The sequence below is a fragment of the Streptomyces sp. NPDC003248 genome, from assembly GCF_055563235.1.
Genome location: NZ_JBVHDT010000002.1, coordinates 405,696 through 430,179, shown reverse-complemented (window position 1 = coordinate 430,179; position 24,484 = coordinate 405,696). Strand labels below are relative to the sequence as shown.

Here is a 24,484-nt window from a genome sequence, read left to right as displayed (position 1 = left end):
CCGCCGGGCCGCGTCAGTCCTCGACGCGCCACTTCTGGTTGGGGGTCCCGGCGCACGTCCACAGCTGGAGCTTGGTGTTGTTGCCGGTGCCGTTGTCCTTGGCGTCGACGCACTTGTCGGCCTGCGGGTTGACCAGGTCGCCGTCGACGCTCAGCACGAACTGCTGGGCGGGGTTGCCGCTGCACCGGGCGAGCTGGATGACCGCGCCGTCCTCGCTCGACCCCCAGGCGACGTCCATGCACATGCCCAGCGAGCGGACGGTGCCGTCGCCCCGGAAGTCCCACTTCTGGTTGGCGGTGCCGGCGCAGTCGTAGATCTGGAGCGGGGTGCCGTCGCGGCCCTCGCCGTCCTGGGAGTCGGTCACGTCGATGCAGCGGTTGGAGGCCTGGCCGATGATCTGCGTGCCGGGGACGGCCTCGGGGCTGGACTCCGTGTCCGATCCGCCGCCGCCCGAGCTGCTCGAACCGCCGCCGGAGGACGACGAGGAACCGCTCGTGCCGGAGCCGGTGTCCTGCTCCTGCTCGGCCTCGGACGGCACCGCGGCCTCGGGCACCGCCTCGGCGGAGGAGTCCGTCTTCGGCGCGGACGGCGAGGAGACGGCGGGACTGGGCAGCGAGGTGCTGCCCGCCTCGGCGAGCTGCTCGGTGGCACGACTGTTGACCTGCGGCTTGTACGCGATCCAGATCATGACGAACGCGATGGCCAGCGCCATGCTCACGCTGAGCGCGGTGGCCAGCCAGCGGGGCAGGAACCCGCGCTGCACGAACGTCCCGTCCACCGTCAGCGGCAGCTCGCCCGACCGCTGCACGGTCAGCGCGTACGGCCGCTGCTCCTTCGACCCGAACCAGATGGTCTCCCGGGGCCGCAGCGTGGCGTCCACGAACACGGCACGGCCGGGCTCGATCTGCACACTGCCCGGCCGGATCTCGTAGGACAGGTTGTCCCCGGTGTCGGAGCCGGCGACCGACGCGGTCAGCCGGGTGTTGCCGAGGTTGTCGACCGCGAGGCGCGGCCGCCCCCGGAAGCGGCCCTTCACCACGGGCGGCACCAGCTCGGCCCGCACCTCCGTGAACGGCGTGACCGTCAGGTTCCCCTCGGGGACGGTGACCGCGTCGGGGTTCTCCGTCGGCGTGATCCGTACCGCGTACGGGTTCGGGCCCGCGGTCGCGTCCGGGGTGCGGGGCGGGGCGAAGGTCAGCTCCACCGTCCCCGTCGTCCCGGGGTAGAGCCGCAGCGTCGGCGGCTCCACGGTGGTCCAGGGCGCCACCGCGCCGACCGGCTCGAAACGGTACTCGTCGACGACGTCACCGGTGTTGCGCACCCGCAGCCGCACGGTCGTACTGCCGCCCGGGTCCACCGTCGCGGCAGCCGGTTCCAGAGAAGTCCACAGAGTCACCTGTCGACGCTAAGGCGCGCGGCGGTGCCCCGTCAGGAAGCGGCGGGGCAGGACCGGTGCCCGAAAGGGACGTACCGCCCTGCCCGTTCACACCGCGTCGGGCCGTCAGCCCCTCCCGGTGTCCCGCGCTGCTACTCGGAGGCGGGCCGGATGATCAGCCACTCCTGGTCGTCGCTGTTGGAGCAGTCGTACAGGGTGAGGTTGGTGTTGTCGCCGCCGGTGCTGAAGCCGGCCACGTCCAGGCACTTGTTGTTGGACGCGTAGTTGCGGATCCAGTAGGCGCCGCTCTTCTGCTTCTCCAGCCACCACAGCTGGTTGTCGGCGGTGGTGCCGTCACAGGTGAACTCGGTGATGGGGGTCCTGACCGGCTGCGCCCCGTAGTTCGGCAGGTCCATGCACAGCTCGTCCTTGACGTTGCGGATCTGGAAGAGCTGCCGGCCGCCGGGGCCGAGCTTCGGGTACTTCACCTCCAGGTTCCACAGCATGTTGTCGGCCTCGGACTCGTCGCAGGTGAACTGCTGGACCGTGCCGTCCAGGCTGCCCTTGCCCTCGCCGGGGAGGTCGGCGCACTTCTTGGTGGTGGTGTTGCGCAGCAGGATCTTCGTGGCGGGCAGCACGCTCTCGGCCTTCTTCGTCGCCGTCGGGGACGGGGACGCCTCACCGCCGCCGGAGCCGCTGTCGTCGTCCTCTTCCTCGGTGGCGGCCGGCGCGACGGACTGGACGGGTGCCTCCTCGACGGCCTTCGGTGCCTCGATCGTGGCCGACGGGCTGGGCGGCGCGAGCGTGCTCACCCCCGCCTCGGCGAGCTTCTCCGCGGCGAGGCTGCGCACCTGCGGCTTGTAGGTGAGCCAGATCATGATGAACGCGATGGCGAGCGCGACGGTCAGGCTGAGCGCGGTGGCCAGCCAGCGCGGCAGGAACCCGCGCTGCACGAACGTCCCGTCCACGTCCAGCGGCTGGGCCCCCGAGCGCCGCACGGCCAGGCGGTACGGATGCTCCTCCTTGGACCCGAACCAGATGGTCTCCCGCGGTCGCAGCGTGGTGTCGACGAACACGGCGCGGCCCGGCTCGATCTGCACGTTCGCCGGCTTGAGCTCGTACCCGAGCCGGTCGCCGTTGTCGGAGCCGCTGAGCGAGGCGGTCAGGCGCGTGTTGCCCAGGTTGTCGATCGCGAGACGGGGACGGCCCCGGAAGCGGCCCTTCACCACCGGCGGCACCAGCTCGGCCCGCACCTCCGTGAACGGCGTGACCGTCAGGTTCCCCTCGGGGACGGTGACCGCGTCGGGGTTCTCCGTCGGCGTGATCCGTACCGCGTACGCGTTCGGCCCCGCGGTCGCGTCCGGCGTGCGGGGCGGGGCGAACGTCAGCTCCACCGTCCCCGTCGTCCCCGGAAACAGCCGCAGCGTCGGCGGCTCCACCGTCGTCCACGGCGCGACCGCACCCACCGGCTCGAAGCGGTACTCGTCCACCACGTCACCGGTGTTGCGCACCCGCAGCCGCACCCGCGCGCTGCCGCCCGGGTCCACCGTCGTGGAAGCCGGTTCCAGGGAAGTCCACAGAGTCACCTGCCGACGCTATGGCGGGGAGCGGGACGCCGTCAGGAAGCGGCGGGGCAGGACCGGTGCCCGAAAGGGACGACCGGGCCTGCCCTTCTCACACGGTGAAGCGGACCGCCTCCAGCTGCTTCCGGTCCTCGAACGGGGCACCGCCGTAGACCCATTTGCCGGCCTCGGTGCAGCCCAGCCCCAGCCAGCCCTTGTCCGCGACGTGGGCGTTCTGGCAGACGGAGCCGTCCGTCACCTTGATGGTGTAGCCCATCATCGCGGAGTCCGCCTCCTTGGTGGACCCGATGTACATGTCGATCCCGTCGGCCGCCGCCGACCACTTGTCGCCCGTCTTCCAGCCCTCGACCATGTGGGCGCCGTTGCCCGACACACCACCGGTCCCGGCCACGGCGATGTTGAGGGCCTTGATGGGCAGGTTCTGGCCCGTCGTACCGGCCTCGGCACCGTCGCACACCGGGTCCTGCCAGCCCTGGTCGGCCACGTAGGCGCGGTAGCAGATGTGCCGGCCGTCGCTGCGGGCGGCCAGCTCCTGCACGGCCGTGGCGGCGGTCACCTCCGGCTCCTCCTCCGCCTCTTCCTCCTCGCCCGACCCGCCGCCGCCTCCGCTGCCGCCGTCGTCGTCGGCGGGCGCGCTGGTGGCCGGTGCGGCGGCCTCGGCGGGCGCCTCCTCGACGGCCTTCGGTGCCTCGATCGTGGCCGACGGGCTGGGCGGCGCGAGCGTGCTCACCCCCGCCTCGGCGAGCTTCTCCGCGGCGAGGCTGCGCACCTGCGGCTTGTAGGTGAGCCAGATCATGATGAACGCGATGGCGAGCGCGACGGTCAGGCTGAGCGCGGTGGCCAGCCAGCGCGGCAGGAACCCGCGCTGCACGAACGTCCCGTCCACGTCCAGCGGCTGGGCCCCCGAGCGCCGCACGGCCAGGCGGTACGGATGCTCCTCCTTGGACCCGAACCAGATGGTCTCCCGCGGTCGCAGCGTGGTGTCGACGAACACGGCGCGGCCCGGCTCGATCTGCACGTTCGCCGGCTTGAGCTCGTACCCGAGCCGGTCGCCGTTGTCGGAGCCGCTGAGCGAGGCGGTCAGCCGCGTGTTGCCCAGGTTGTCGATCGCGAGACGGGGACGGCCCCGGAAGCGGCCCTTCACCACCGGCGGCACCAGCTCGGCCCGCACCTCCGTGAACGGCGTGACCGTCAGATTGCCCTCCGGCACGGTCACCGCGTCCGGATGCTCGGTCGGGGTGATCCGCACCGCGTACGCGTTCGGCCCCGCGGTCGCGTCCGGCGTGCGGGGCGGGGCGAACGTCAGCTCCACCGTCCCCGTCGTCCCCGGAAACAGCCGCAGCGTCGGCGGCTCCACCGTCGTCCACGGCGCGACCGCACCCACCGGCTCGAAGCGGTACTCGTCCACCACGTCACCGGTGTTGCGCACCCGCAGCCGCACCCGGGCACTGCCACCCGGGTCCACCGTCGTGGAAGCCGGTTCGAGAGAAGTCCACAGAGTCACCCGTCGACGCTACGGCCCCGGTGGTGACGGCGTCAGGAGCCCGCGGGGCACGACCGCTGCCCGAAGGGCTCCTGCCTCGTCCCGCGAGGGCCGACGGGGGCCGGCGGCCCGGACGGCCCGGAGGCCCGGACGCTTCGGGAGCGGTCCGGAGGCCCGGACAGTCCGGGAGCCCGGACAGTCAGAGGTCCGGACGGGGCCCCGTCGGCGCACCGCGGGCTACTGGTCCGAGGACGTGGCAGGCGGGTAGGGATCGGCGGTGACCGTCCCCGGGTCGTCCTGCGACACCACCTTCCCGGCGTGCAGCAGCGCGAAGGTGTCCGCGTCGATGGTGCCGGTGGCGGAGAGGCCCATCGCCTGCTGGTAGAGGATCACCCGGGTGCGCAGGGCGTCGTCCGCGGCGGCGTGGGCGCGGTTTCCGACGTTGCGCAGGTAGTGGATGTCCTGCCCCACGGTCAGGATCTGGGCGGCGACGACGTCGTCGGTGTAGGTGTCGTAGCCGGCCCACAGCAGCACGCTGTCGATCCACACCACGTCCGGGTTGTCGTCACCGGGCTGGACGCTGGAGGTGTCCGTGCCGAAGTGGGCCATCAGCAGGCCCGTCATGGTGGCGCGGCCCAGGTTGCCCAGGCCGTCCGTCTCCACCATGACCCCGCCGTAGTGCTCGTCGAGTCTCTGCTGGGAGCACTTCAGCGCCTCGACCGTCGCCGCGTCCATCACGCCCAGCGTGTGCTCCGCGGTCAGCCGGCAGGGGTCCGTCGATTTGAAGGTGGCCATTCTGGTCTGGGCGAACTGCACGAAGAGGTTGGGTCCGTCGCCCGCGCGGAACGGCAGCGGGCCGGCGGGTTCCGCCTGCTCCGTCTCCTCCGCGGCGGCTCCGCCGGAGTCCTCCTCGCCGCCGTCACCGCCACTGTCGCCGTCACCGCCGGTGTCCTGCCCGGCCGCCGCCTCCGGCGCCTGCGCCGAGGGCAGCGGCGCCTGGGAGGTGGGCACGGCGGGCAGTTCGGCGGCGGCGACCTCCTCCACGTGCTCCACGGCCCCGCTGTTCACCCGCGGTGTGTAGCCGAGCCACAGCGACACGAACGTGATCGCCAGCGCCAGGCCGACGCTGAGCGCCGTGGCCAGCCAGCGGGGCAGGACGCCGCGCTGCACGAACGTCCCGTCGACGGTGACGGGGCTCTCCCCCGAGCGGTGCACGGCCAGTGCGTACGGCCGCTGCTCCTTCGACCCGAACCAGATGGTCTCCCGGGGCCGCAGCGTGGCGTCCACGAACACGGCCCGGCCGGGCTGCACCTGGACCGAGCCCGGAGTGAGGTCGTACGACAGGTGGTCGCCGGTGTCGCTGCCGCTGACCGAAGCGGTCAGCGGGGTGTTGCCGAGGTTGTCGACCGCGAGGCGCGGCCGCCCCCGGAACCGCCCCTTCACCGTCGGCGGGACGAGCTCGGCCCGCAGCTCGCTGAAGGGCGTGACGGTGAGGGTGCCCTCGGGCACGGTGACCGCGTCGGACTGCTCGGTCGGGGTGATGCGCACCGCGTACGGGTTCGGGCCGGCCTTGGCGTCCGGGGTGCGGGGCGGGGCGAAGGTCAGCTCCACCGTGCCCGTCGTCCCCGGGTAGAGCCGCAGCGTCGGCGGCTCCACGGTCGTCCAGGGCGCCACCGCGCCCACCGGCTCGAAACGGTACTCGTCCACCACGTCGCCGGTGTTGCGCACCCGCAGGCGCACGGTCGCGCTGCTGCCGGGATCGACCGTGACGGAGGCGGGCTCCAGGGATGTCCAAAGGCTCACAGGAAGACGTTACGGAATGCCCTTCGCGGTGCCAGGGGACGAAGGGGCACGAGCGGCTGCGCGAAAGGACTCCGTCACCGGAGGCCGGCCGGCACGGTTCACCGGGGCATGGTTCACAGGGGCATGGTGGCGCCGGTCGCGGTCAGCACCAGCTGGGCGTAGGAGTCGGCGTTCATCAGCGCGCGCCGGCCCATGGCGTACCAGTTCTGCTGCTTCGCCGGGCGGGACTTCTCGTCCTGGCCGGTGTAGGTGTCGGACGGCCGGACGGCGCGGTTGCCGACCACCTCCGCCATGCGTGCGGCCTGCTCGGCCGGTGTCCGCAGCGTCGCCATCGCGTTCTCCGCCGCGTCCTCGCCGATCTCGAAGTCGTACGAGCTGTACTGGTAGTCGAGGGTGCCGGCGAAGCGGTGGGTGGCCTCGTGGATGACGAACCAGGCGTTGTCGCCCTGGAAGTTGAGGTTGATGGGGCCGGTGCGGTCCGTGTCCATGGGCGGCAGCGGGTTCTCGGGCGCGAGCCGGTTCGTGGTGGCGTTGGTGATCCGCTCGCTCATGGTCGGCTCCACCCAGCCGACCGCTCCGGCCGCGGAGGCCCCCTGGGCGTTGATGTCGAAGAGGCCCGGTGTGCCCACCACGGCGATCTGCGCGCCCTGCGCGTTCAGGCCGGCCTGGACCCGGGTGATCGCCTGGGTGATGTGCCCGATCACGGACACCAGTTGGGCGGGGGTGAGCGACTGGGTGAAGGGGAAGCTCCGGTGGAGGGCGTGCAGCAGGGTCGGGTCGGGGGCGCCCTGCGTGGCCGCGTGCAGCATCTGCAACGTGGTGGCCATCCGCTGCTTGGACTCCACCACGGCCTGGCGGATCCTCCTCTCCCGCTGCGCGTAGGCGGTCTGCCGCTGGTGCGCCTGCGGGCTGTCCTCGAAGGTGCCGCGCTTGGAGAAGGCGATGTTGCCGCTGCCGTGCAACTGCCGCGTGGTGTCGTCGTACTTGTCGCCGTGGTGCACCCGGTCCGGGTTCAGGCCGAGGTCGGTGGTGCTGCGGGTCTGCTGCGGGTTGGCCTCGTCGTGCCACAGGCCCGAGTTCTGGCCGCCCACGTGGCCGTGGGTCCGGGTGCTGCCGTTGTACTTCCACACCGTGCGCTGCACGGCGGCCGGCGCGTCCGCGGATTCCCTCGACGCCTCGGCCGCCGTCCCGCCGGGGCCGTGCGCGCCGTGCCGGCCGTGCGCGTGCTCGCCGTCCGCGGCGACCCGCTGCACCGGCGGCACCGGCCCGCTCATCACCTGGCGCGCGTTCTCCACCGCCCGGCGCTCCCCCGAGTCGCCGGGGTCCGAGACGTTCAGGCCGGACCCGTTGTCCTTGCCGGGGACGGGACCGGCCTGCTGGTCGATGTAGTGGGTCAGTTCGTGCGCCCAGTCCTCCTTGGACATGGAGCCGCCGTCGACGATGTGCGGTCCGGAGGTGTACGCCTTGGCCTCGATCTCCAGCGCCGACCGCTGGGCGACGGTGTCGGAGTGGACGCGCACCCCGCTGAAGTCGGCGCCCCCGAAGCGTGACTCCATCTCGGTGCGCAGCGGGGCGTCCAGGGGCCGGCCGGGCGTGCGCAGCACCTCGTGCACCAGGGAGCGGCGCTGCACGGCCGGGGCGTGACCGCAGTGCGCGTCGTGCTGGTGGCGCTCCTCCGCCACGGCCTGCGCCACGGCCGCGTTGCCCGCCGTCCGCTGGAGTGCGAGCAGTCCGGCGGCAGGCCCGGTGACGGCGTTCCGCCCGACGGGACGGCCCGTAGCGGCCTGGTTGCTGCCGCGGTCGCTGTCCCTGTCCTGCGCGCGCACGGGCGCTCCCCTCGACTGCCGGTAGACGTCAATCCCCCAGCATGCCGGGAAGCCGTGGGCCGGCGGAAGGAACTCCGGGGCAATCACGGGGGCACCGCCCGGAGTCTGCCCTTCCGGGCAACGAGTCTGCCTCCGGTCCGGTACCGGAGGACGTTTCAGACGACGCGCTTCGCGCGTGAGGGTGGGAACCGACCTGACGCGTACCCCGAGGAGAGCACAGCATGCCGTCCTACCTGTCGCCCGGCGTATACGTCGAGGAGGTGGCCAGCGGCTCACGCCCGATCGAGGGAGTGGGAACCTCGGTGGCGGCCTTCGTCGGGCTCGCCCCGACCGGCCCGCTGAACGAGCCGACGCTGGTGACCAACTGGAGCCAGTACGTCGCGGCGTTCGGTGACTTCACCGACGGCTACTACCTCGCCCACTCCGTCTACGGGTTCTTCAACAACGGCGGTTCGGCGGCGTACGTCGTCCGGGTCGGCGGCTCCGCGGCGGGCGCCGCCGGTGACGCCGGGTCCGCCGGCTCCCCGGCCGCCGTGACCGGTGCCCCCACCCCGGCGGCACTGCCCGCGGCCGAGCCCGCGCAGCTCGGCACCTTCACCGTCACCGCCACCGCGCCCGGGCAGCACGGCCCGCTGAGCGTGGAGGTCGCCGACGCGGAGGGCGAGGGCCCCGCCGAGCGGTTCAAGCTGATCGTCAAGGACGGCGACAAGCCGGTCGAGACGTTCGACGTGACCGCCAAGAAGGGCAACCGCTCCTACGTCGTCACCCAGGTCAAGGAGCGCTCCAAGCTCATCACCGTGGCGGAGGCCGCGCCGTCGGCGCAGCTGGCCCGCCCCGAGAACCAGACGGTGGCCCTGGCCGCGCCGGCCGCCGCCGCCCCCGCCGCCCCGGCCGCCGGGGAGGAGCCCGCGCAGACCGCCGGGCCCGCGCAGTACCTCGGCGACAGCGCCGACCGCACCGGCTTCGGCGGCCTGGAGGCCGTCGACGAGATCTCCATGGTCGCCGTCCCCGACCTGATGGCCGCCTACCAGCGCGGCGCGATCGACCTGGAGGCCGTGAAGGCCGTCCAGCTCGGCCTGATCGCGCACTGCGAGCTGATGGGCGACCGCGTCGCGATCATCGACCCGCCGCCGGGTCTGAACGCCCGCCAGATCCGCGTCTGGCGCCAGGAGACCGCCGGCTACGACTCCAAGTACGCGGCGCTGTACTACCCGTGGATCAAGTCCTTCGACCCGGCGACCGGCCAGGCCCGCCTGGTCCCGCCGAGCGGTCACGTGGCCGGCATCTGGGCCCGCAACGACTCCGAGCGCGGCGTGCACAAGGCGCCCGCCAACGAGGTCGTGCGCGGCGCGGTCGACCTGGAGCTCCAGATCACCCGCGGCGAGCAGGACCTGCTCAACCCGATCGGCGTGAACTGCATCCGCGCGTTCCCCGGCCGCGGCATCCGCGTGTGGGGCGCCCGCACCCTCTCCTCCGACCCGGCCTGGCGCTACCTGAACGTCCGCCGGTACTTCAACTACCTGGAGGAGTCGATCCTGATCGGCACCCAGTGGGTGGTGTTCGAGCCGAACGACCACGCGCTGTGGGCCCGCATCCGGCGCAACGTCTCGGCGTTCCTGGTCAACGAGTGGCGCGCCGGCGCCCTCTTCGGCGCCAAGCCCGAGGACGCGTACTACGTCAAGTGCGACGAGGAGACCAACCCGCCGGAGTCGGTCGACGTCGGCCGGGTCGTGTGCGAGATCGGCATCGCGCCGGTCAAGCCCGCCGAGTTCGTGATCTTCCGGCTGGCCCAGTTCTCCAGCGGCAACGGGGAGCTGGAGGAGTAGGCACCGCCTCCGCCTCCGCAGCCCGTCGCCAACCCCCAGAACCCCCTAGAAGGACAGCCAGATGAGTCTCCAGCCGGGTGACGCCCTCACATCACACAATTTCGGGCTCCAGATCGACGGCGTGCTGGTCGAGTACCTCGCCGAGGTCAGCGGCCTCAGCATGGAGCAGGACGTCATCGAGTACCAGCAGGTCTCCGCGCAGGGCAAGCCGGTCACCAAGAAGATGCCCGGTGTGCAGAAGGCCGGCACGTGTACGGTCGTGCGCGGTATGACGCAGTCCGCGGCGTTCAACGAGTGGATCAGCAGCTCCATCCGCGGCGACATGGGCACCGCCCGCAAGAACGCCACGATCATGGTGATGGACTACCAGAACAACCCGGTCAAGCGGTACAACATGCGCAACGCCTGGTGCAGCAAGATCGACACCAGCACGGTGAAGGCCGGTGAGGCATCGGCCCTGACCGAGACCGTGACCATCACGTTCGAAGAACTGGTCATCGAGTAATGCGCCGCACGGCTGTCCGGGCGGCCGACGCGGGAGTGGGGACCAGCCCGGATTCCCCCGCTCCCGCCCCCGCCGCCGCGCCCGCGCCCGTTCCCGCCGCCGCACCGGCCCCGGAGGCGTACCGCCTCCAGACGGAGTTCCCCTTCGAACTGCCGCGCGGCTACGTCGACGAGGCCGGCACCGTCCACCGCGACGGTGTGATGCGTCTGGCCACGGCCCGCGACGAACTGGTGCCCCTGCGGGACATGCGCGTCCAGGAGAACCCCGCGTACCTGTCGGTGGTGCTCCTGGGCCGGGTCATCACCCGCCTGGGCACGCTCCCCCTGGTCCACGACGGGATCGTGGAGAACATGTTCGCCTCCGACCTGGCGTTCCTCCAGGACTTCTACCGCCAGGTCAACGCCGAGGGGCACACCCGCGCCTCGGTGCAGTGCCCGCACTGTTCGGAGCCCTTCGAGGTGGAACTCGGCGGGAGCCGCCTGGGGGAATCGTGACGTACGCGACCGACCGCATGCACGAGGAGATCGCGTACGTCGCCTACCACTTCCACTGGGCCCTGGACGACATCCTGGACCTGGAACACCACGACCGGCGCCGTTACGCGGACCAGATCACGACCCTGGTCACCCGGAGCGGGGCGGAGGGCTGAGACATGGGGTTCCTGGACCGGTTCCGGACGGGACGAGGAGTTCCGGCGACGGGCGAGGACGGCGCGTCGGGCACGGGCACGGGCACGGGCACGGGTACGAGTGCGTCGGGCGCGGGTACGGCGGGTGCGCCGGGTGCGGGTGCCCCGGGTACGTCGGGCACGGGTACGCCCGCGCCCGCCGTGCCCGTGGCACGTCCCCGCCCGGCGGCCTGGCCCGCGCTGCCGCCCATCCAGCGCACGGCCACGGGAGCGGCCGGGGTCGCGGACCGGGGCTTCGGCGGCCGGCTGGCCACCTGGCAGAACCCCACCTTCGCGGGCACGCGTTCGCACGCGGTGCTGGACGGCACCCGGGGCGGCGTGCTCTCCGCCCCGGCCTCCGTCGAACAGCCCGCGCGCACCCGGCCGGCGGCCGCACCGCCGCACCCGGCGGAGCCGGCCCCGCGGCCGGCCGCACCGTCGTTCCCGGCGCACGGCATCCGCGCCGACCCGGTGCCGCCCGCGCCCCCGACGCCGGCCCCGGCGTCTCTGACGAAGTCCGCCCCGGCCCCGGTGCAGCGGCGTACGCTGCCGGCCCGGATCCCCCCTGCCCCGACGGCCACGACCGCCCCGACCGGCTCGGGTACCGGCGCGGCCCCGGTGGAGAGCGGCAGCGGTGGGGGGAGCGACAGCGGTGAGGAGCCGGTTCCGGGACCGGCCGTGAACCCGCGGCCCGCCGTCTCCGGTACGCGGCCGACCGCACCCGAGCGCGGGTCCGCTCCCGACGCGCGGCCCGCGCCCTCGGTGCAGCGAGCCGTGACACGACCGGCGCGACCGGCACGGCCGGAGGGCGAACGCCCGGCGGCACGGCCGCAGCAGGGAGACACCCGTACCCCGCGGCCCGGTCCGGCCCACACCCCCGTCCCGAGCGACACCCCGCACCGGCACCCGGTGCAGCGGACGGCGACGCGGCAGGACGGGCCGACCCCGGGCGCCTCCACGACCCCGGGCGCCACCGCGACCCCGGCGTCCACCGCGACCCCAGCGTCCGCCGCGACCCCGGGCGCCGCCGTGACCCCAGCGTCCGCCACGACCCCGGACGCCGCTACGACCCCGACGGCCGCCACGCCCCAGTCGGCCGGGCCCACCCGACGCCCCGATGTCCCCGACCGGCCCGCGATCCAGCGGACGGCGGCACGACGGGACACCCCGGCTCCGGAGAACCGGAGGAGCGGGGGGCCTGCGGCGACCTCGGCGGCTCCGGCGGCTCCGGTGACGTCGGCGTCCTCAGCGACGTCGGCGCCCTCGGCGTCTTCAGCGTCTTCAGCGACCTCGGCGACCGAGTCACGCACCGGCTCGGGCGCATCCGGCGGTGCCGCTACGACCGGCCGTACCCCGGCTCCGGCCCCGGCTCCGGCACCGGCACCGGCATCAGCACCCGGCGGCACCACGCCGTCGGCCGCCCCCCGGCCGAACGTGCAGCGCGCCGCGCTGGACGGCGACAGCACGCCGCCCCGCGGTCCGGTGAACGCACCCGCGCCGTCCAGCACCCCGCCACACCGCTCCGCCACCGGCACTCCGTCCCCCGCCCCGGCAGGCGACGCGGTCCCGGCGACCCCGGCGGCCCCCCGACGCGTCACTCCCCCGGCCTCGGCGCCCCGTTCCGCGCCCGCCGTCCAGCGGGCCGTCTCCCCCGGGGCGACTCCGTCGCGCCGGCTCGGGCTGGGTGCCCCCACCTCGCACACCCCGGTTCCCGAGGCCGCCCCCGCCGCACCGCACCCGGCCCCCGTCCAGCGGTCCACGCCGCGTCCGGCGCCGCCCGCCACGGACACGCCGGCCCGGCAGCCGGCCCCGGCCGCACCCGCCCCGAGCGCGACCACGCCCCCCGCGGCCCCCCTCCAGCGCGCCACGACGCCGACCGCCGCTCCCCTCCAGCCCACCGCCCCGGCCGCACCCGCCCCGGGCGCCAAGCCCCAGCACCCCACCCCGGCCACACCCGTACCCGCCGTCACCGCCTCCCCCGCGACTCCCGTCCAGCGCGCCACGACGCCGACCGCCCCTCCGGTCCAGCGCGCCACCCCGGCCACGCCCACCGCGGCGGCCCCGGCCCGGCACACCACCTCTGCCACACCCACCCCCGGCGCCCCGGCCCAGCACCCCGCCCCGGCCACGCCCGCCCCTCCCGCACAGCGCGCCGAGCGGGCCGCCCCGCCCGCCACGCCCCCCTCTCCAGCGGGCTCCGCCGGTGCACGCCCCCCGGCCACGGGCCGGCGCGCCGAGCGGACCACCCCCGCCCCGGCCCCCGTCACGCCCGCGGCGACTCCCGTCGTACCGCCCGCGGCCCCCGTTCAGCGCACCCCGTCCTCTCCGGTGCACGCTCCCGTCGCCGTGCCGCCGCCCGCGAGCCCGGCCACCGCGGAACCGGCCCCCGCGCGGCGACCGGGTCCGGCGCCCGCGCCGTCACCGGTGTCCACGCCCGTACAGCGCGCCACCCCGGCCGTACCGCCGACGAGCCCCGCCCCGACGGGCCCGGCTCCCGTACCGCGCGCCACCCCGGCCACCGCACCGGCTCCGGCCGTCACACCCGCCCGTGCCACGCCCGCCCCCGGCACACCGACGCGCCCCGCAGCCGCCTCCACCGACCCGGCCCCCGCTCCCTCTTCCGTACGTCCGCACGCCGGTCCCGGCACGCCCGCCGTACAGCGCACCGCACCGGCCTCCGTGCCGGCGCCGGCATCCACCCCAGGGACGCCCGTGAACAACAGCCCCGGACCAGCCGTTCCTCCCGCAGCCGCCCCGGCGCCCGTCGGCCGACCGCCCGCGCAGGCCGGCTCACGGGCCGACGGACCGCGCCCCGCCGTCCAGCGCGCCTCCGCGCTCGGCGCCCCCCGGTCCCGCGAGGTGACCGCCCCCGACCGGGCGGACACCGCCGAGCCCGCGCCGCTGCGGCAACGCCCCGCGCTCGGCGCCCCGCTCACCGCCCGCCCGGCCGACGCGAAGCCGCTCGGCGCCCCCGTCGTACAGCGCGCCACCCCGCCCCCGCCGAGCGCGACCCGACCGGCACCGGCCACCGCGCCGGCCCCCACCCGGACGGCACCCGCCACCACGCCGTACCCCACCGGGCCGGCCGCGGCCCCGCCGCACACGCAGCCGTCGGCGCCCGCCGCCCCGAGCCCCGGCCTGCCGCCCGCCGTGCAGCGCACCGCCGCACCGGCCACCCCGCACGCGCCCCTGCCGACTCCCCCCGGCCGGCACGTCGCCGCCCCCGTACCCTCACCGGTCGCGCCGCCGCAGACCGCCGGCCCGACGCCCGGCCCGGCCCCCGCGGTACGCCACACCACCGCCCTGCCGCCCCGGCCCGCCGCCCCCGCCCCCGTTCAGCGCGCCGTCGCCGCCACGCCGGTGCCGGTGGAACCGACCGCGTACCGGCCGGCGTCCGCGCCCCAGGTGCAGCGCCGGGCGGTTCCGGCCGCCGTACCGCTGCGCCGTACCCCGCCCGGCGCGGAGCCGCAGCCCGTCGCCCGGCCCATGCCCGCGAGCGCGCTGCCGCCCGCCGTGCAGCGCCGGTCGCTGCCTCCCGTCGTCGCCGGCCCGCAGCCGTTCCCGTCCACGGCGCACCCCGTCACCGCGGCCTCCCAGCCGTTCCCCTCCACGGCGCACCCCGTCGCTCCGGCCGCCGCCCCGCCGTTCCCCACCGTCGCGGCGCCCCCGGCCGTCCAGCGGTCCGCGGCCGTGCCGCCGCCCTCGGCTCCCCCGGCTTCCGCGCCTCCCGCGGTCCAGCGACGCAACGCGCCCGCGGTGACGTCCACCGGTTCGGCGCCGCCCCACGATCCCCCCACCGGCCACCAGCGGACCGGCGGCGCGTCGGCGCCACCGCCCGCCTACACCGAGGTACCCAAGGGCGCCTTCGATCCCCGGGCGCTCACCGACTTCCAGCTCGACGAGCTGACCCACCGGCTGACCGGCCGGATCACCCGACTGCTCCGTACCGAACTACGGCTCGACCGGGAGCGGATCGGCAGACTCCGCGACCCCCGCGGCTGAGCACCCGCAGCCACGCCCCGCGCGGGCCACCGTTCCGCACGTCCCTACCGGCCGCCCAGAAAGGCCCTCTCGATGTCCGATCTCGATCCGGGCTCCGCCATCTACTTCACCCTGACCATCGACGGCGAGAGCCTCGGGTACTTCAACGGGTGCGAGGGACTGTCGTCCTCGGTGGAGATCGAGCAGCGCCAGGAAGGCGGCAACAACGGCTTCGTCTGGCAGCTCCCCTCCCGCGTCACCTTCTCCAACATCAAGCTGACCCGCCCGCTCACCCCGGACACCAGCAAGGTCGCCGCGTGGATCTCCTCGATCACCACGGGCGTCACCCGGCCCACCGCCCAGATCGCCGCGCTGCGCGCGGACGGCTCGGAGGTCGCCCGGTGGGGACTGATCGACGTCCTGCCGGTCAGCTGGCAGGGGCCGACCCTGGACCCGGCCAACCCGGCCGTCGCCACGGAGGTCCTGGAGATCACCCACCACGGATTCACGGACTGACGGCCCCAGCGGACCACGGGAGAGGACGGAAGCAGCATGGCCAAATCCAGCAGGGGCGGCGCCGGCAAGAGCCTGGTCCACGCCACCCTCGCCATTCACGAACCGCCGCTGGGCACCAGCACCACGCCGGGCGGGCTGATCAAACAGTTCGAGCTCGAGTTCAACCCCTCGCAGCTGACGCTGTCCCGCCAGTCCCAGTGGAAGTCGACGCCCACCCCGGCGGTCCGCGACGGCGTCGTCCCGGAGTTCATGGGCCCCGAGCCCCGCGAGATGAGCGTGGAGGTCTTCCTCGACCGCTCGGACGACCCGGACAGCAACGACGTGATGAAGCAGGTCGAGTCGCTGCTCGAATGCTGCGAGGTCACCTCCAAGTCCATCGCCGCCAAGCAGCCCTCCCCGCCCTGGGTGATCTTCCAGTGGGGCTCCTTCTCCACCGCGCGCTTCACCGCCTATGTGCGCAGTGTCGAGGTGAGCTACTCCCTCTTCGGGACGACGGGCATGCCCATCCGGGCCACCTGCCAGGTCAGCCTGCACGAGATCCCCAGCAAGACCAAGGGGCAGAACCCGACGTCGGGCGCCCTGACCGCGCAGCGCGTGCACCGGGTCGTGGCCGGCGACTCCCTCCAGTCCCTGGCCTGGCGCGAGTACGGCGACGCCAGTGCCTGGCGGGCGATCGCCGAGACCAACGGCATCGACGACCCCGGCCACCTGCCGACCGGCACCGAACTCGTCCTCCCCGCCGCCGAGGAGGTGCGGCACTAGTGGTGCAGATCGCCTACTCCAGCGTCATCAAGGTCACCATCGGCGGCAGCCCCCTGCCCTCCGACCTCGAACCGATGCTCGTGGACGGCTGGGTCGACCAGGGCCTCGGCGTCCCGGCCGCGTTCCGGCTCACCTTCCGCGACCCGGGCCGGCTGCTCCTGGGCAAGCTCAACGCGACGTTCGGCACCGAGGTGGTGATCACGCCCATCGCCGACGGCAAGGGGGCCGGCGATCCCCTGCTGACGGGCGAGGTGTGCGGTCTGGAGAGCGACTACGAGGGCACCGGCACCTTCACCATCATCCGCGGCTACGACCACGGCCACCGCCTGATGCGCCAGCGCCGGGTCGCCGCCTACCGCAACCAGTCCGCCTCCGACATCGCCCGCAAGCTGGCCGCCCTGGACGGCGTCCCCATCGGCCGGGTCGAGTCGACGAAGACGGTGTACGAGTTCATCAGCCAGGCCAACGTCACCGACTGGGACTTCCTCGCGCGGCTCGCCGACGAGAACGAGATGGTGATGTCCATCGACAACAAGGGCAAGTTCCAGTTCGTCAAGCCCGACCCGGCGTCCGGCGCCCCGCCCGTCAGCTCCTCGGGGAAGAACCCGTTCGAGCTGAAGGCCGGCATCGACATCCTGCGGCTGCGCACCGCGGTCACCGCCGCCGAACAGGTCGGCACCGTCGAGACCCGCGGCTGGAACGTCACCACCAAGAAGGCGCTGACCGCCACCGCGCCCGCCAGGACCAACCCCGGCTTCACCATCGGCACCACGCCCGGTGAGGCGGCCGGCAAGTTCAAGGCCGCCAAACTCGTCGACCCGCAGATCCCCTACGACCAGCAGTCCGAGGTGAAGTTCGCCGCCGACGCCCTCGCCGCCGACGTCACCTCCTCCTTCACCGAGATGGAGGTCGTCGTCCACGGCGGCCCCAAGCTCCGCCCCGGCATCCCCGTCACCCTGTCCGACGTCGGCTTCCCCTTCGAGGGCAAGTACACGCCCACGTCCGTGCGCCACGTCTTCGGCGACGGCAAGCACTACGAGACCTGGGTGACCGTCAGCGGACGCCAGTGGCGCTCCCTCTACGGCCTCACCTCCGGCGGCGGCAACGGCGCGGACAACGGCCTGCGGCTGCCCGGCGTGGCCAACGCCCTCGTCACCGACGTGCAGGACCCGCTCAAGAAGGGCCGGGTCAAGCTCCAGTTCCCCTGGCTGGACGACACCTACATCAGCGACTGGACCCGCGTGGCGCAGTGGGGCGGCAAGGGCGGCGGCTCGATCTTCCCGATGGACGTCGGGGACGAGGTGCTCGTCGCCTTCGACCGGGGCGCCCTGGACCACCCGTACGTCATCGCCGGCCTCTACAACGGCAAGGACGACCCGACCCCGGTCAAGGACGTGCCCCTGCACGACGGCATGCGGGGACGCGCCTCCCGGCACACCCTGTCCGACCGCACCGGCAACCGCGTCGACCTGCTCAGCCAGCGCACCGGCGGCAAGCAGGGCGTCCGGGTGACCAGCGGCGACGGCAAACTCGTCATCAACCTGGACCGGGTGCAGACGGAGATCACCGTCGACAGCAAGGGATCGGTCAGCATCAAGGGCAGCCGGTCGGTGTCGGTGAACGCGGGCACCGACCTCACGCTGAACGGACGCCGGTCGGTGACGGTCAAGAGCGGGGGACCGCTCACCCTCCAGGGCCAGGGACTGGTCAGCCTCAGGTCGCTGGGCGGCGCGGTCAGCGTGAACGCGCTCGGCGCCCTGGACATGAAGGCGGCCGGTGTCGCGTCGCTCACCGCCACCGGGGCCGTGGCGATCAACTCCGTGGCCAACGTGAACCTCACCGGCATCAGGATCGGGCTCCAGGGACTGGTGTTCGTCAACAACGTCAAGTACCCGCTCCCGGCATGACCGGGTCCGTCAGCAGAAGGAGAAGGCAGGTGGCCCTCTGATGGCCGAACAGTTCGTCGGGTCCGGGTGGGCGTTCCCGCTCCGGATCGGGCCCACCGGAGGCATCGCCCTGGTCAGCGGGGAACGCGAGATCGAGGAGGCCGTCCGGCTGGTGCTGTCCACCGCGCCGGGTGAGCGGCCGATGCGCCCGGAGTTCGGCTGCGCCATCCACGACCTGGTGTTCGCGCCGGTCAACGAGGCCACCGCCGGCCGCATCCAGCACGAGGTGTACGTCAGCCTCGACCGCTGGGAGCCGCGCATCGAGGTCCACGACGTCGAGGTCACCGCCGGTACCCAGCAGGGCGTGCTCTTCATCGACGTCCGCTACTCCATCCGCGGCACCAACAACCCGCGCAGCCTCGTCTTCCCCTTCTACGTCATCCCGTCCCACGACGAGCCGGACCTGCCGGGCTCCACGGGTACGGCTTCCGAAAGCGACCGCTGATGGCCCTGCCCTCCCCCAACCTCGACGACCGCCGCTTCCAGCAGTTCGTCGACGACGCCAAGCGCTACATCCAGCAGCGCGCCCCGGAGTGGACCGACCACAACGTCTCCGACCCCGGCGTCACCCTCGTCGAGACCGTGGCCCACATGGCCGACCAGATCGTGTACCGGCTCAACCGCGTGCCGGACAAGAACCACCTGGCCTTCCTGGACCTCGTCGGCATCACCCTCTTCCCGCCCTCGGCCGCCCGCACGGACGTCACCTTCTGGCTCTCCGCCCCCCAGGAGGAGACCGTGCTGCTGCCGCTGGGCACCGAGGTCGCCACCGTGCGCACCGAGAGCGAGGAGTCCGTCGTCTTCGCCACGGAGCGCGAACTGGCCGTGGTGCCCTGCTCGCTGGACCACCTCGTGGTGCAGCACAAGGGGGAGCCGGTCACCGACCGCACCAACGACCTCGCCGAGGGCAAGGACGTCTTCTGCTTCGCCGAGTCCCCCGACCCCGGCGACTGCATGCTGCTCGGCCTCAGCGCCGCCGTACCGCACTGCGCGGTGGTGCTGGAGCTGGACAGCCGCGTGGACGGCGTCGGCGTCGACCCGCGCCAGCCGCCCCTGGTGTGGGAGGCGTGGACGGAGGACGGCTGGCAGGAGTGCGAGGTCGACCGCGACGGCACCGGCGGCCTCAACCGGCCCGGCGAGGTCGTCCTGCACGTCCCCGGCGGGCACGTGCTGTCCCGCTCCGGCGGCCAGGAGGCCGGCTGGCTGCGCTGCCGCGTCACCGAACCCCTCACCAACCAGCCCTTCTACACCACCTCCCCCACCGTCCGCTCCGCGGAGGCCTTCACGGTCGGCGGCACCGCGCCCGCCGTGCACGCCGAGACGGTGTACGACGAGGCGCTCGGCGAGTCGACGGGCCTGCCCGGCCAGCGCCTGCGCCTCGCCCACACCCCCGTCGTCGGCGACGACCCGCCGCTGCTGCTCCAGACCGCCGAGCACGACGGCTGGGTGGACTGGCGGGTCGTCCCCCACTTCGCCGCCTCCGGGCCGCAGGACCGGCACATCACCCTCGACGCCGCCACCGGCGAGATCACCTTCGGGCCGTCCGTCCGCGAACCCGACGGCACCCTGCGCCAGTACGGCGCCGTCGCCCCCAAGGGCGCCGTCGTCCGCGCCCGCCGCTACCGCACCGGCGGCGGCCGCTCGGGCAACGTGGCCCGGGGCGCCGTCCAGGTCCTGCGCACCTCCGTCCCGTACGTCTCCGAGGTCGTCAACCGGGAGGCCGCGCGCGGCGGGGTCGACGGCGAGACCGTCGAGGAGGCGAAGGTCCGCGCCCCGATCACGCTGCGCGCCCAGGAACGGGCCGTCACCCTGCGCGACTACGAGGAGCTGGCCCGCCGCGCCGCCCCCGAGACCGCGCGCATCACCTGCCTGGAGGGCAGCCCGGACGAGCACGGCTCCTACGCGGTACGGGTCCTGGTGGTGCCGCAGGCCGTCCCCGACCCCGGCGGCCGGCTCCGCTTCGAACAGCTCGTGCCCGGCGACGCCCTGCTCGACCGCATCACCCGCCACCTCGACGAACGCCGGCTGATCGGGACGCGGCTGGCGGTCGGACCGCCCTACTACCAGGGCGTCACCGTCGTCGCCACCGTGCACGCCTTCCGCGGCGTCGACACCGACCGGGTGCGGCGCCAGGCCCACGACGCCCTCTACCGCCACCTCGACCCGCTGACCGGCGGTGCGGACGGCAAGGGCTGGCCGTTCGGCCGTCCCGTGCAGTCCGGCGAGGTCTTCGCGGTCCTCCAGCGCGTCCCCGGCGTCGAGCTGGTCGACCAGGTCACCCTGCACCCCGCCGACCCGCTGACCGGCAAGCGCGGCGACGCCACCGACCGCATCGACCTGTCGGCGCCCGCCCTGGTGTTCTCCTACGACCACCGGGTCCGCGTGATCGGGGACGGCGCGTGAGGGGCTCGGTGGACGGGCTCGGCTCGTCCGCGCCGATCGGGGCGATGCTGCCGGCCGTCTTCGCCGACGACGACCTCGCGCAGCGGTTCGTCGGCGGCCTCGACGACGTCATCGCGCCGATCCTCAACGTCCTCGACTGCCTGCCCTCCTACTTCGACCCGGCGCTCGCCCCCGTCGACTTCACCCGGTGGCTGGCCGGCTGGGTCGGCGCCGAGACCGACGGCACCGAGCCGGAGCCGAGGCTGCGGGCCGCGGTCGCGGCCGCCACCCACCTGCACCGGGTCCGGGGCACCCGGCGCGGGCTGGCGGAGGCGATCCGCCTGGCCTTCGGGGTGGAGCCGGAGATCTCCGAGAGCGGCGGCGCCGCCTGGAGCGCCCGCCCCCTGGGCTCGTTCCCCGGCGAACCCCGCCCCCATCTGCACGTCACGCTCCGTCTGTCCGACCCCGGCCCGGCGGACGAGCACCGGCTGGACGCCCTCGTGGCCGCCGCCCGGCCCGCCCACATGCCCTACACGGTCAAGGTGACGCCTGCCCTGACCGCCGCCGAAAGGATCCCGGAGAGATGACCACCCAGAACTGCGCCGAGTGCGGCACCCGGGCGGAGCCGGGCCAGTCCTTCTGCGACGGCTGCGGAGCCGTACTGAGCTGGACGGACCGCTCCCCGGCCCGCACCGCGGCCGAGCCGGCGCCGGAGGCCCGCCGCCGGTCGGCGGAGGAGCCGGAGACGGCCGCCGCGCGCCCGGCGGCCGCCGTGGCCACGGCCGGCACGCCCGACACCTCCCGGACGCCGGACGCGTCCGCGGCGACGGCTGCCTCCCCGGCGCCCGCCGCCACCGCGACGGCGGACGACGACGACACCGCGGAGACCCCGCTCCCGGCCCTGCCGCCGGACGAGCACGCCCCGGCGCACGGCGAGGCCGGCCGGCCCTCGGCCCCGGCCGCCGACGACACGGCCCCCACCGAACCGGTCCCCGCCGCCGCGCCCGCCGCTGCCGCCGCCTCCACCGCCGCCCCGGACGACACCATGACGGCCCGGGCGCGTTCCCTCCTCGTCCCGGTGGCGGACCCGGAGGCGCGGCCCACCCCGCCGCCGACCGTCGTGCCGGTGCTGCCGGGCCGGCCGGTCGCGGAGCGGCCGCAGGTGCGTGCCGTGGGCCCCGAGCTGGGCGACGCGAACGGGCTCCCGTGCCCCTGGTGCTCCACGCCCAACCGCCCCGACCGGCACTACTGCACCCGCTGCGCGATGCCGATGACCCGGGAGGACCACTCGTACGAGCGGCGGCCGTGGTGGCGCCGTCTGGTGGACTGGCGCAACCGCGAGACGCCGTGGGCGGGCGACCGTCCCCGGCTGCGCCGCACCTTCGACCGGATCGTGACGTGGGTGGTGGGCGCGGCCGTCCTCAGCCTGCTGATCTGGGTCGGGGTCAACACGCCGGACTGGATCCAGGCCACCCGGGACCACTTCGCCAAGCGGGCCCCGGTCGCCCCGGACACGATCGCCGCCTCCCGCTCCTACCCGGGGCACAAGCCGGAGCTGGCCTTCGACAAGATCAACAACAGTTGGTGGGGCCCCGGTGTCTCCCAGTCCGGCGAGGGCGAGTGGATCGAGGCCCGCTTCTCCGAGCCGACCCGCCTGCTGGACCTGATCATCACCCCGGGCGTCTCGACCCGCGCCGAGCAGCTGTCCGAGTCGGCCCTGCCGCACCGCGTCAAGGCGACGATCACCCTGAAGGACGGCACGACCACGACGAGGGAGCTCACGCTCGACCAGAGCGCCGGCGGCCAGCGCCGCGCCTTCCGCGTCGGTGAGGTGACCAAGGTCCGCTTCACCATCGAGTCGGCCTACGCCGCCTCGGCGAGCAAGCAGGTCGCCATCGCGGAGATCGAGTTCTTCGGCCGCTCGAACGCCAACGCGACCTGACCGACCCGCCCACCCGCGCCACCGTCCGGGCCGCACGGCCCGGACGGTTCGGACTACCCGGACGCGATGTCAGCCGGGAGCCCGGCACAAACGAACGAGGCCCATTCCGTGTGACACGGAATGGGCCTCGCGCTGGAGCGCCGGGCAGGCCTTGCACCTGCATCTCCCCGCAGGAAGCGGGACGTCTTTCCTTGGACCACCAACGCAGAACCGTTTCGCCGCTGTTGTTGTGGCGACCAGCTCGTGATCAACTCTACAGCACTCCGGCCGTCACGCAAACCACAGCCGCACCACCCGTCACACCACCGGTCACCCCGCCACCCCCCGTACCGGTCAGTCGAGTTCGTCGACGTCCAGGTCGGGACCCACGACGAGCGTGACCACGTCCGCGTCCGCCTCCGCCGACGCCGCCGAGGGCACCCCCGCGACCGGCAGGCGCGAGGAGAGGACGGCGGCCTGCCGCTCCAGGCCCGCCGGGTGGCTGACGGTGGTCTCGCTCGCCGGCTCGGGCGCGTTGCCCGTCCCGGTGACGGTGAAGCCGGCCGCGGTCAGCTTCTCGGCCACGGCGGCGGCGCGTCCGCCGATCCCGGTGCCGTTGAGCACCCGGACGCGGACGGCGGAGGCGTACACGAGGTCCTTCACGGCCGTCTGCAACTGCGTCTTGGTCGTCTCCTCGTCCTTGGCCAGGGAGGTGAACAGATCGGCGGCCTGCGGGTACTGCCAGACGACGTTGGCCTTGTCCGACGGGACGTCCGCCTCCCGCGGGTAGTTGGGCACGGTGAGGAAGGACAGCCGGTCGGCGGGGATGCCCTTGAGCTCGTCGGCGAGGGCGTAGACCGGCTGGATGCCGGCCAGGTCCGGGTCGGTCGTCAGCGACTTGGTCGCGGACCGGAGGAAGCCGTACAGCGCGTTGGGGCTGGTCAGCTTGGACTTGGCCTTCTTCATCAGGGCGTTCATGAACTCCTGCTGGCGGCCGATGCGCCCTATGTCGGAGCCGTCGCCGACGCCGTAGCGGACCCGGACGTAGCCGAGGGCGGTCTCGCCGTCGACGCTCTGGCAGCCGGCGTCCAGGTCCAGGCGGGCCTTGTCGGAGGTGATGGCCTGCTCGGGGCAGACCTCGATGCCGCCGAGGGCGTCGACCATGCCCTTGAAGCCGGAGAAGTCGACGGACATGAAGTGGTCGATGCGCAGGCCCGTGTGGGCCTCGACGGTCTTGATGCTGCACGCGGCGGCCCCGGCGACCTCACCGCCGGCGCCGCCGATCGCGAACGCCTCGTTGATCTTGCCCTTGTGCGGGGTGGACGTCCGGCCGTCGCCCATGTCGCAGGCGGGTATCTCCACGTAGGAGTCGCGCGGGAACGACACGACCGCGGCCCACTTCCGGTCGGCGGGGACGTGCAGCACCATCAGCGTGTCCGACTGCATGGTGGTCAGGTCCTTGCCGTACTTCGCGTTGGCGCCGTCCCGGCTGTCGGAGCCGACGACCAGGATGTTCTGCGAGCCCGGACTGAGGTTCTCGGGCCGGTCGCCGCCCAGCTTGTCGTCCACGTCGGCGGCGCTGATGTTGTCGTTGAGGTCCTGGTATATCCACGCGCCGACCCCGCCGACCGCGAGGACGACCACCGAGGTCACCCCCGCGCCCCACGCCAGGACCCGGCCGCGCCGGGTCAGCCGGGTCTTCCCCCTGCCCCGGCTCCTGCCCGCGCCCGTTCCCCTGCCCGCGCCGGACCCGCCGGTCCCGCCGGGCGGTGTGCGCCGACGCCTTCCCGTACCGCTCACCGGCACTCGCCCTCCGCTCGGCCGTCCACCCCGTACACCGTGCTCGGATCGTTCGGCGTCGGTCACCGCCGGACGACGGGAACCTCCACACGCGGAGGAATACGTCCC

Annotated in this window: 18 protein-coding genes; 12 read left to right on the top strand and 6 right to left on the bottom strand. The window is 74.0% G+C overall.

What is annotated here, in order from left to right; translation table 11 throughout:
- Positions 1-13: 13 nt before the first annotated feature.
- From ACZ3KJ_RS07265 to ACZ3KJ_RS07245, 5 genes are all read right to left on the bottom strand, one after another.
- On the bottom strand, positions 14-1,396 hold the full coding sequence (locus ACZ3KJ_RS07265; RefSeq protein WP_467525285.1) for a ricin-type beta-trefoil lectin domain protein: 1,383 nt from the start codon (positions 1,394-1,396) through the stop codon (positions 14-16).
- Positions 1,397-1,527: 131 nt separating this feature from the next.
- Positions 1,528-2,961 carry an RICIN domain-containing protein gene (locus ACZ3KJ_RS07260; RefSeq protein ID WP_467525283.1) on the bottom strand — a complete coding sequence of 478 codons (1,434 nt, stop codon included), beginning with the start codon at positions 2,959-2,961 and terminating at the stop codon, positions 1,528-1,530.
- A gap of 88 nt (positions 2,962-3,049) precedes the next feature.
- A complete protein-coding gene (locus ACZ3KJ_RS07255) occupies positions 3,050-4,462 on the bottom strand; it encodes a hydrolase (RefSeq protein ID WP_467525282.1) in 1,413 nt (470 codons plus the stop codon).
- A gap of 216 nt (positions 4,463-4,678) precedes the next feature.
- Complete coding sequence (locus ACZ3KJ_RS07250) at positions 4,679-6,244, bottom strand: peptidoglycan-binding domain-containing protein (protein ID WP_467525281.1); 1,566 nt, start codon at positions 6,242-6,244, stop codon at positions 4,679-4,681.
- A 113-nt stretch (positions 6,245-6,357) separates the two neighbouring features.
- Positions 6,358-8,070 (bottom strand): eCIS core domain-containing protein, encoded by a 1,713-nt coding sequence (locus ACZ3KJ_RS07245; protein ID WP_467525280.1) that lies wholly within the window; start codon positions 8,068-8,070, stop codon positions 6,358-6,360.
- A 221-nt stretch (positions 8,071-8,291) separates the two neighbouring features.
- On the opposite strand from ACZ3KJ_RS07245, the gene ACZ3KJ_RS07240 reads away from it, so the two are divergent.
- The 12 genes from ACZ3KJ_RS07240 to ACZ3KJ_RS07185 all read left to right on the top strand — a co-directional run bounded on the left by ACZ3KJ_RS07240 (position 8,292) and on the right by ACZ3KJ_RS07185 (position 22,597).
- Entirely contained in the window at positions 8,292-9,896 is a 1,605-nt protein-coding gene (locus tag ACZ3KJ_RS07240; protein ID WP_467525279.1) for a phage tail sheath subtilisin-like domain-containing protein, read from the top strand.
- 61 nt (positions 9,897-9,957) lie between these two features.
- Positions 9,958-10,401 (top strand): phage tail protein, encoded by a 444-nt coding sequence (locus ACZ3KJ_RS07235; protein WP_385073941.1) that lies wholly within the window; start codon positions 9,958-9,960, stop codon positions 10,399-10,401.
- A complete protein-coding gene (locus ACZ3KJ_RS07230; RefSeq protein WP_389519143.1) occupies positions 10,401-10,895 on the top strand; it encodes a hypothetical protein in 495 nt (164 codons plus the stop codon). The genes ACZ3KJ_RS07235 and ACZ3KJ_RS07230 overlap by 1 nt, the downstream gene beginning before the upstream one ends.
- A complete protein-coding gene (locus ACZ3KJ_RS07225) occupies positions 10,892-11,050 on the top strand; it encodes a DUF6760 family protein (RefSeq protein WP_389519142.1) in 159 nt (52 codons plus the stop codon). The genes ACZ3KJ_RS07230 and ACZ3KJ_RS07225 overlap by 4 nt, the downstream gene beginning before the upstream one ends.
- Positions 11,051-13,780: 2,730 nt before the next feature.
- Complete coding sequence (locus ACZ3KJ_RS07220; protein WP_467525276.1) at positions 13,781-15,070, top strand: hypothetical protein; 1,290 nt, start codon at positions 13,781-13,783, stop codon at positions 15,068-15,070.
- A 72-nt stretch (positions 15,071-15,142) separates the two neighbouring features.
- A complete protein-coding gene (locus ACZ3KJ_RS07215) occupies positions 15,143-15,565 on the top strand; it encodes a phage tail protein (protein WP_389519138.1) in 423 nt (140 codons plus the stop codon).
- A gap of 36 nt (positions 15,566-15,601) precedes the next feature.
- Positions 15,602-16,327 carry a CIS tube protein gene (locus tag ACZ3KJ_RS07210; RefSeq protein ID WP_467525274.1) on the top strand — a complete coding sequence of 242 codons (726 nt, stop codon included), beginning with the start codon at positions 15,602-15,604 and terminating at the stop codon, positions 16,325-16,327.
- Positions 16,327-18,234, top strand: coding sequence for a VgrG-related protein (locus ACZ3KJ_RS07205; protein ID WP_467525273.1), 1,908 nt, complete (start codon positions 16,327-16,329; stop codon positions 18,232-18,234). The genes ACZ3KJ_RS07210 and ACZ3KJ_RS07205 overlap by 1 nt, the downstream gene beginning before the upstream one ends.
- A 40-nt stretch (positions 18,235-18,274) precedes the next feature.
- A complete protein-coding gene (locus ACZ3KJ_RS07200; RefSeq protein WP_389519135.1) occupies positions 18,275-18,718 on the top strand; it encodes a GPW/gp25 family protein in 444 nt (147 codons plus the stop codon).
- Positions 18,718-20,676 (top strand): putative baseplate assembly protein, encoded by a 1,959-nt coding sequence (locus tag ACZ3KJ_RS07195; RefSeq protein WP_467525271.1) that lies wholly within the window; start codon positions 18,718-18,720, stop codon positions 20,674-20,676. The genes ACZ3KJ_RS07200 and ACZ3KJ_RS07195 overlap by 1 nt, the downstream gene beginning before the upstream one ends.
- The gene (locus tag ACZ3KJ_RS07190) at positions 20,673-21,242 is read left to right on the top strand and encodes a phage tail protein (protein WP_467525270.1); all 570 of its coding nucleotides are present in this window, start codon (positions 20,673-20,675) and stop codon (positions 21,240-21,242) included. The genes ACZ3KJ_RS07195 and ACZ3KJ_RS07190 overlap by 4 nt, the downstream gene beginning before the upstream one ends.
- Positions 21,239-22,597, top strand: coding sequence for an NADase-type glycan-binding domain-containing protein (locus ACZ3KJ_RS07185; RefSeq protein ID WP_467525268.1), 1,359 nt, complete (start codon positions 21,239-21,241; stop codon positions 22,595-22,597). The genes ACZ3KJ_RS07190 and ACZ3KJ_RS07185 overlap by 4 nt, the downstream gene beginning before the upstream one ends.
- Positions 22,598-22,930: 333 nt before the next feature.
- Here the strand turns inward: ACZ3KJ_RS07185 and ACZ3KJ_RS07180 are convergent, their stop codons facing one another.
- Complete coding sequence (locus ACZ3KJ_RS07180) at positions 22,931-24,229, bottom strand: LCP family protein (RefSeq protein ID WP_467525266.1); 1,299 nt, start codon at positions 24,227-24,229, stop codon at positions 22,931-22,933.
- Positions 24,230-24,484: the final 255 nt, after the last annotated feature.

Coding starts and splice junctions, on each gene's coding strand:
- ACZ3KJ_RS07240 (WP_467525279.1), top strand. CDS start 8,292: ATGCCGTCCTACCTGTCGCCCGGCGTATACGTCGAGGAGGTGGCCAGC.
- ACZ3KJ_RS07235 (WP_385073941.1), top strand. CDS start 9,958: ATGAGTCTCCAGCCGGGTGACGCCCTCACATCACACAATTTCGGGCTC.
- ACZ3KJ_RS07230 (WP_389519143.1), top strand. CDS start 10,401: ATGCGCCGCACGGCTGTCCGGGCGGCCGACGCGGGAGTGGGGACCAGC.
- ACZ3KJ_RS07215 (WP_389519138.1), top strand. CDS start 15,143: ATGTCCGATCTCGATCCGGGCTCCGCCATCTACTTCACCCTGACCATC.
- ACZ3KJ_RS07210 (WP_467525274.1), top strand. CDS start 15,602: ATGGCCAAATCCAGCAGGGGCGGCGCCGGCAAGAGCCTGGTCCACGCC.
- ACZ3KJ_RS07200 (WP_389519135.1), top strand. CDS start 18,275: ATGGCCGAACAGTTCGTCGGGTCCGGGTGGGCGTTCCCGCTCCGGATC.
- ACZ3KJ_RS07195 (WP_467525271.1), top strand. CDS start 18,718: ATGGCCCTGCCCTCCCCCAACCTCGACGACCGCCGCTTCCAGCAGTTC.
- ACZ3KJ_RS07185 (WP_467525268.1), top strand. CDS start 21,239: ATGACCACCCAGAACTGCGCCGAGTGCGGCACCCGGGCGGAGCCGGGC.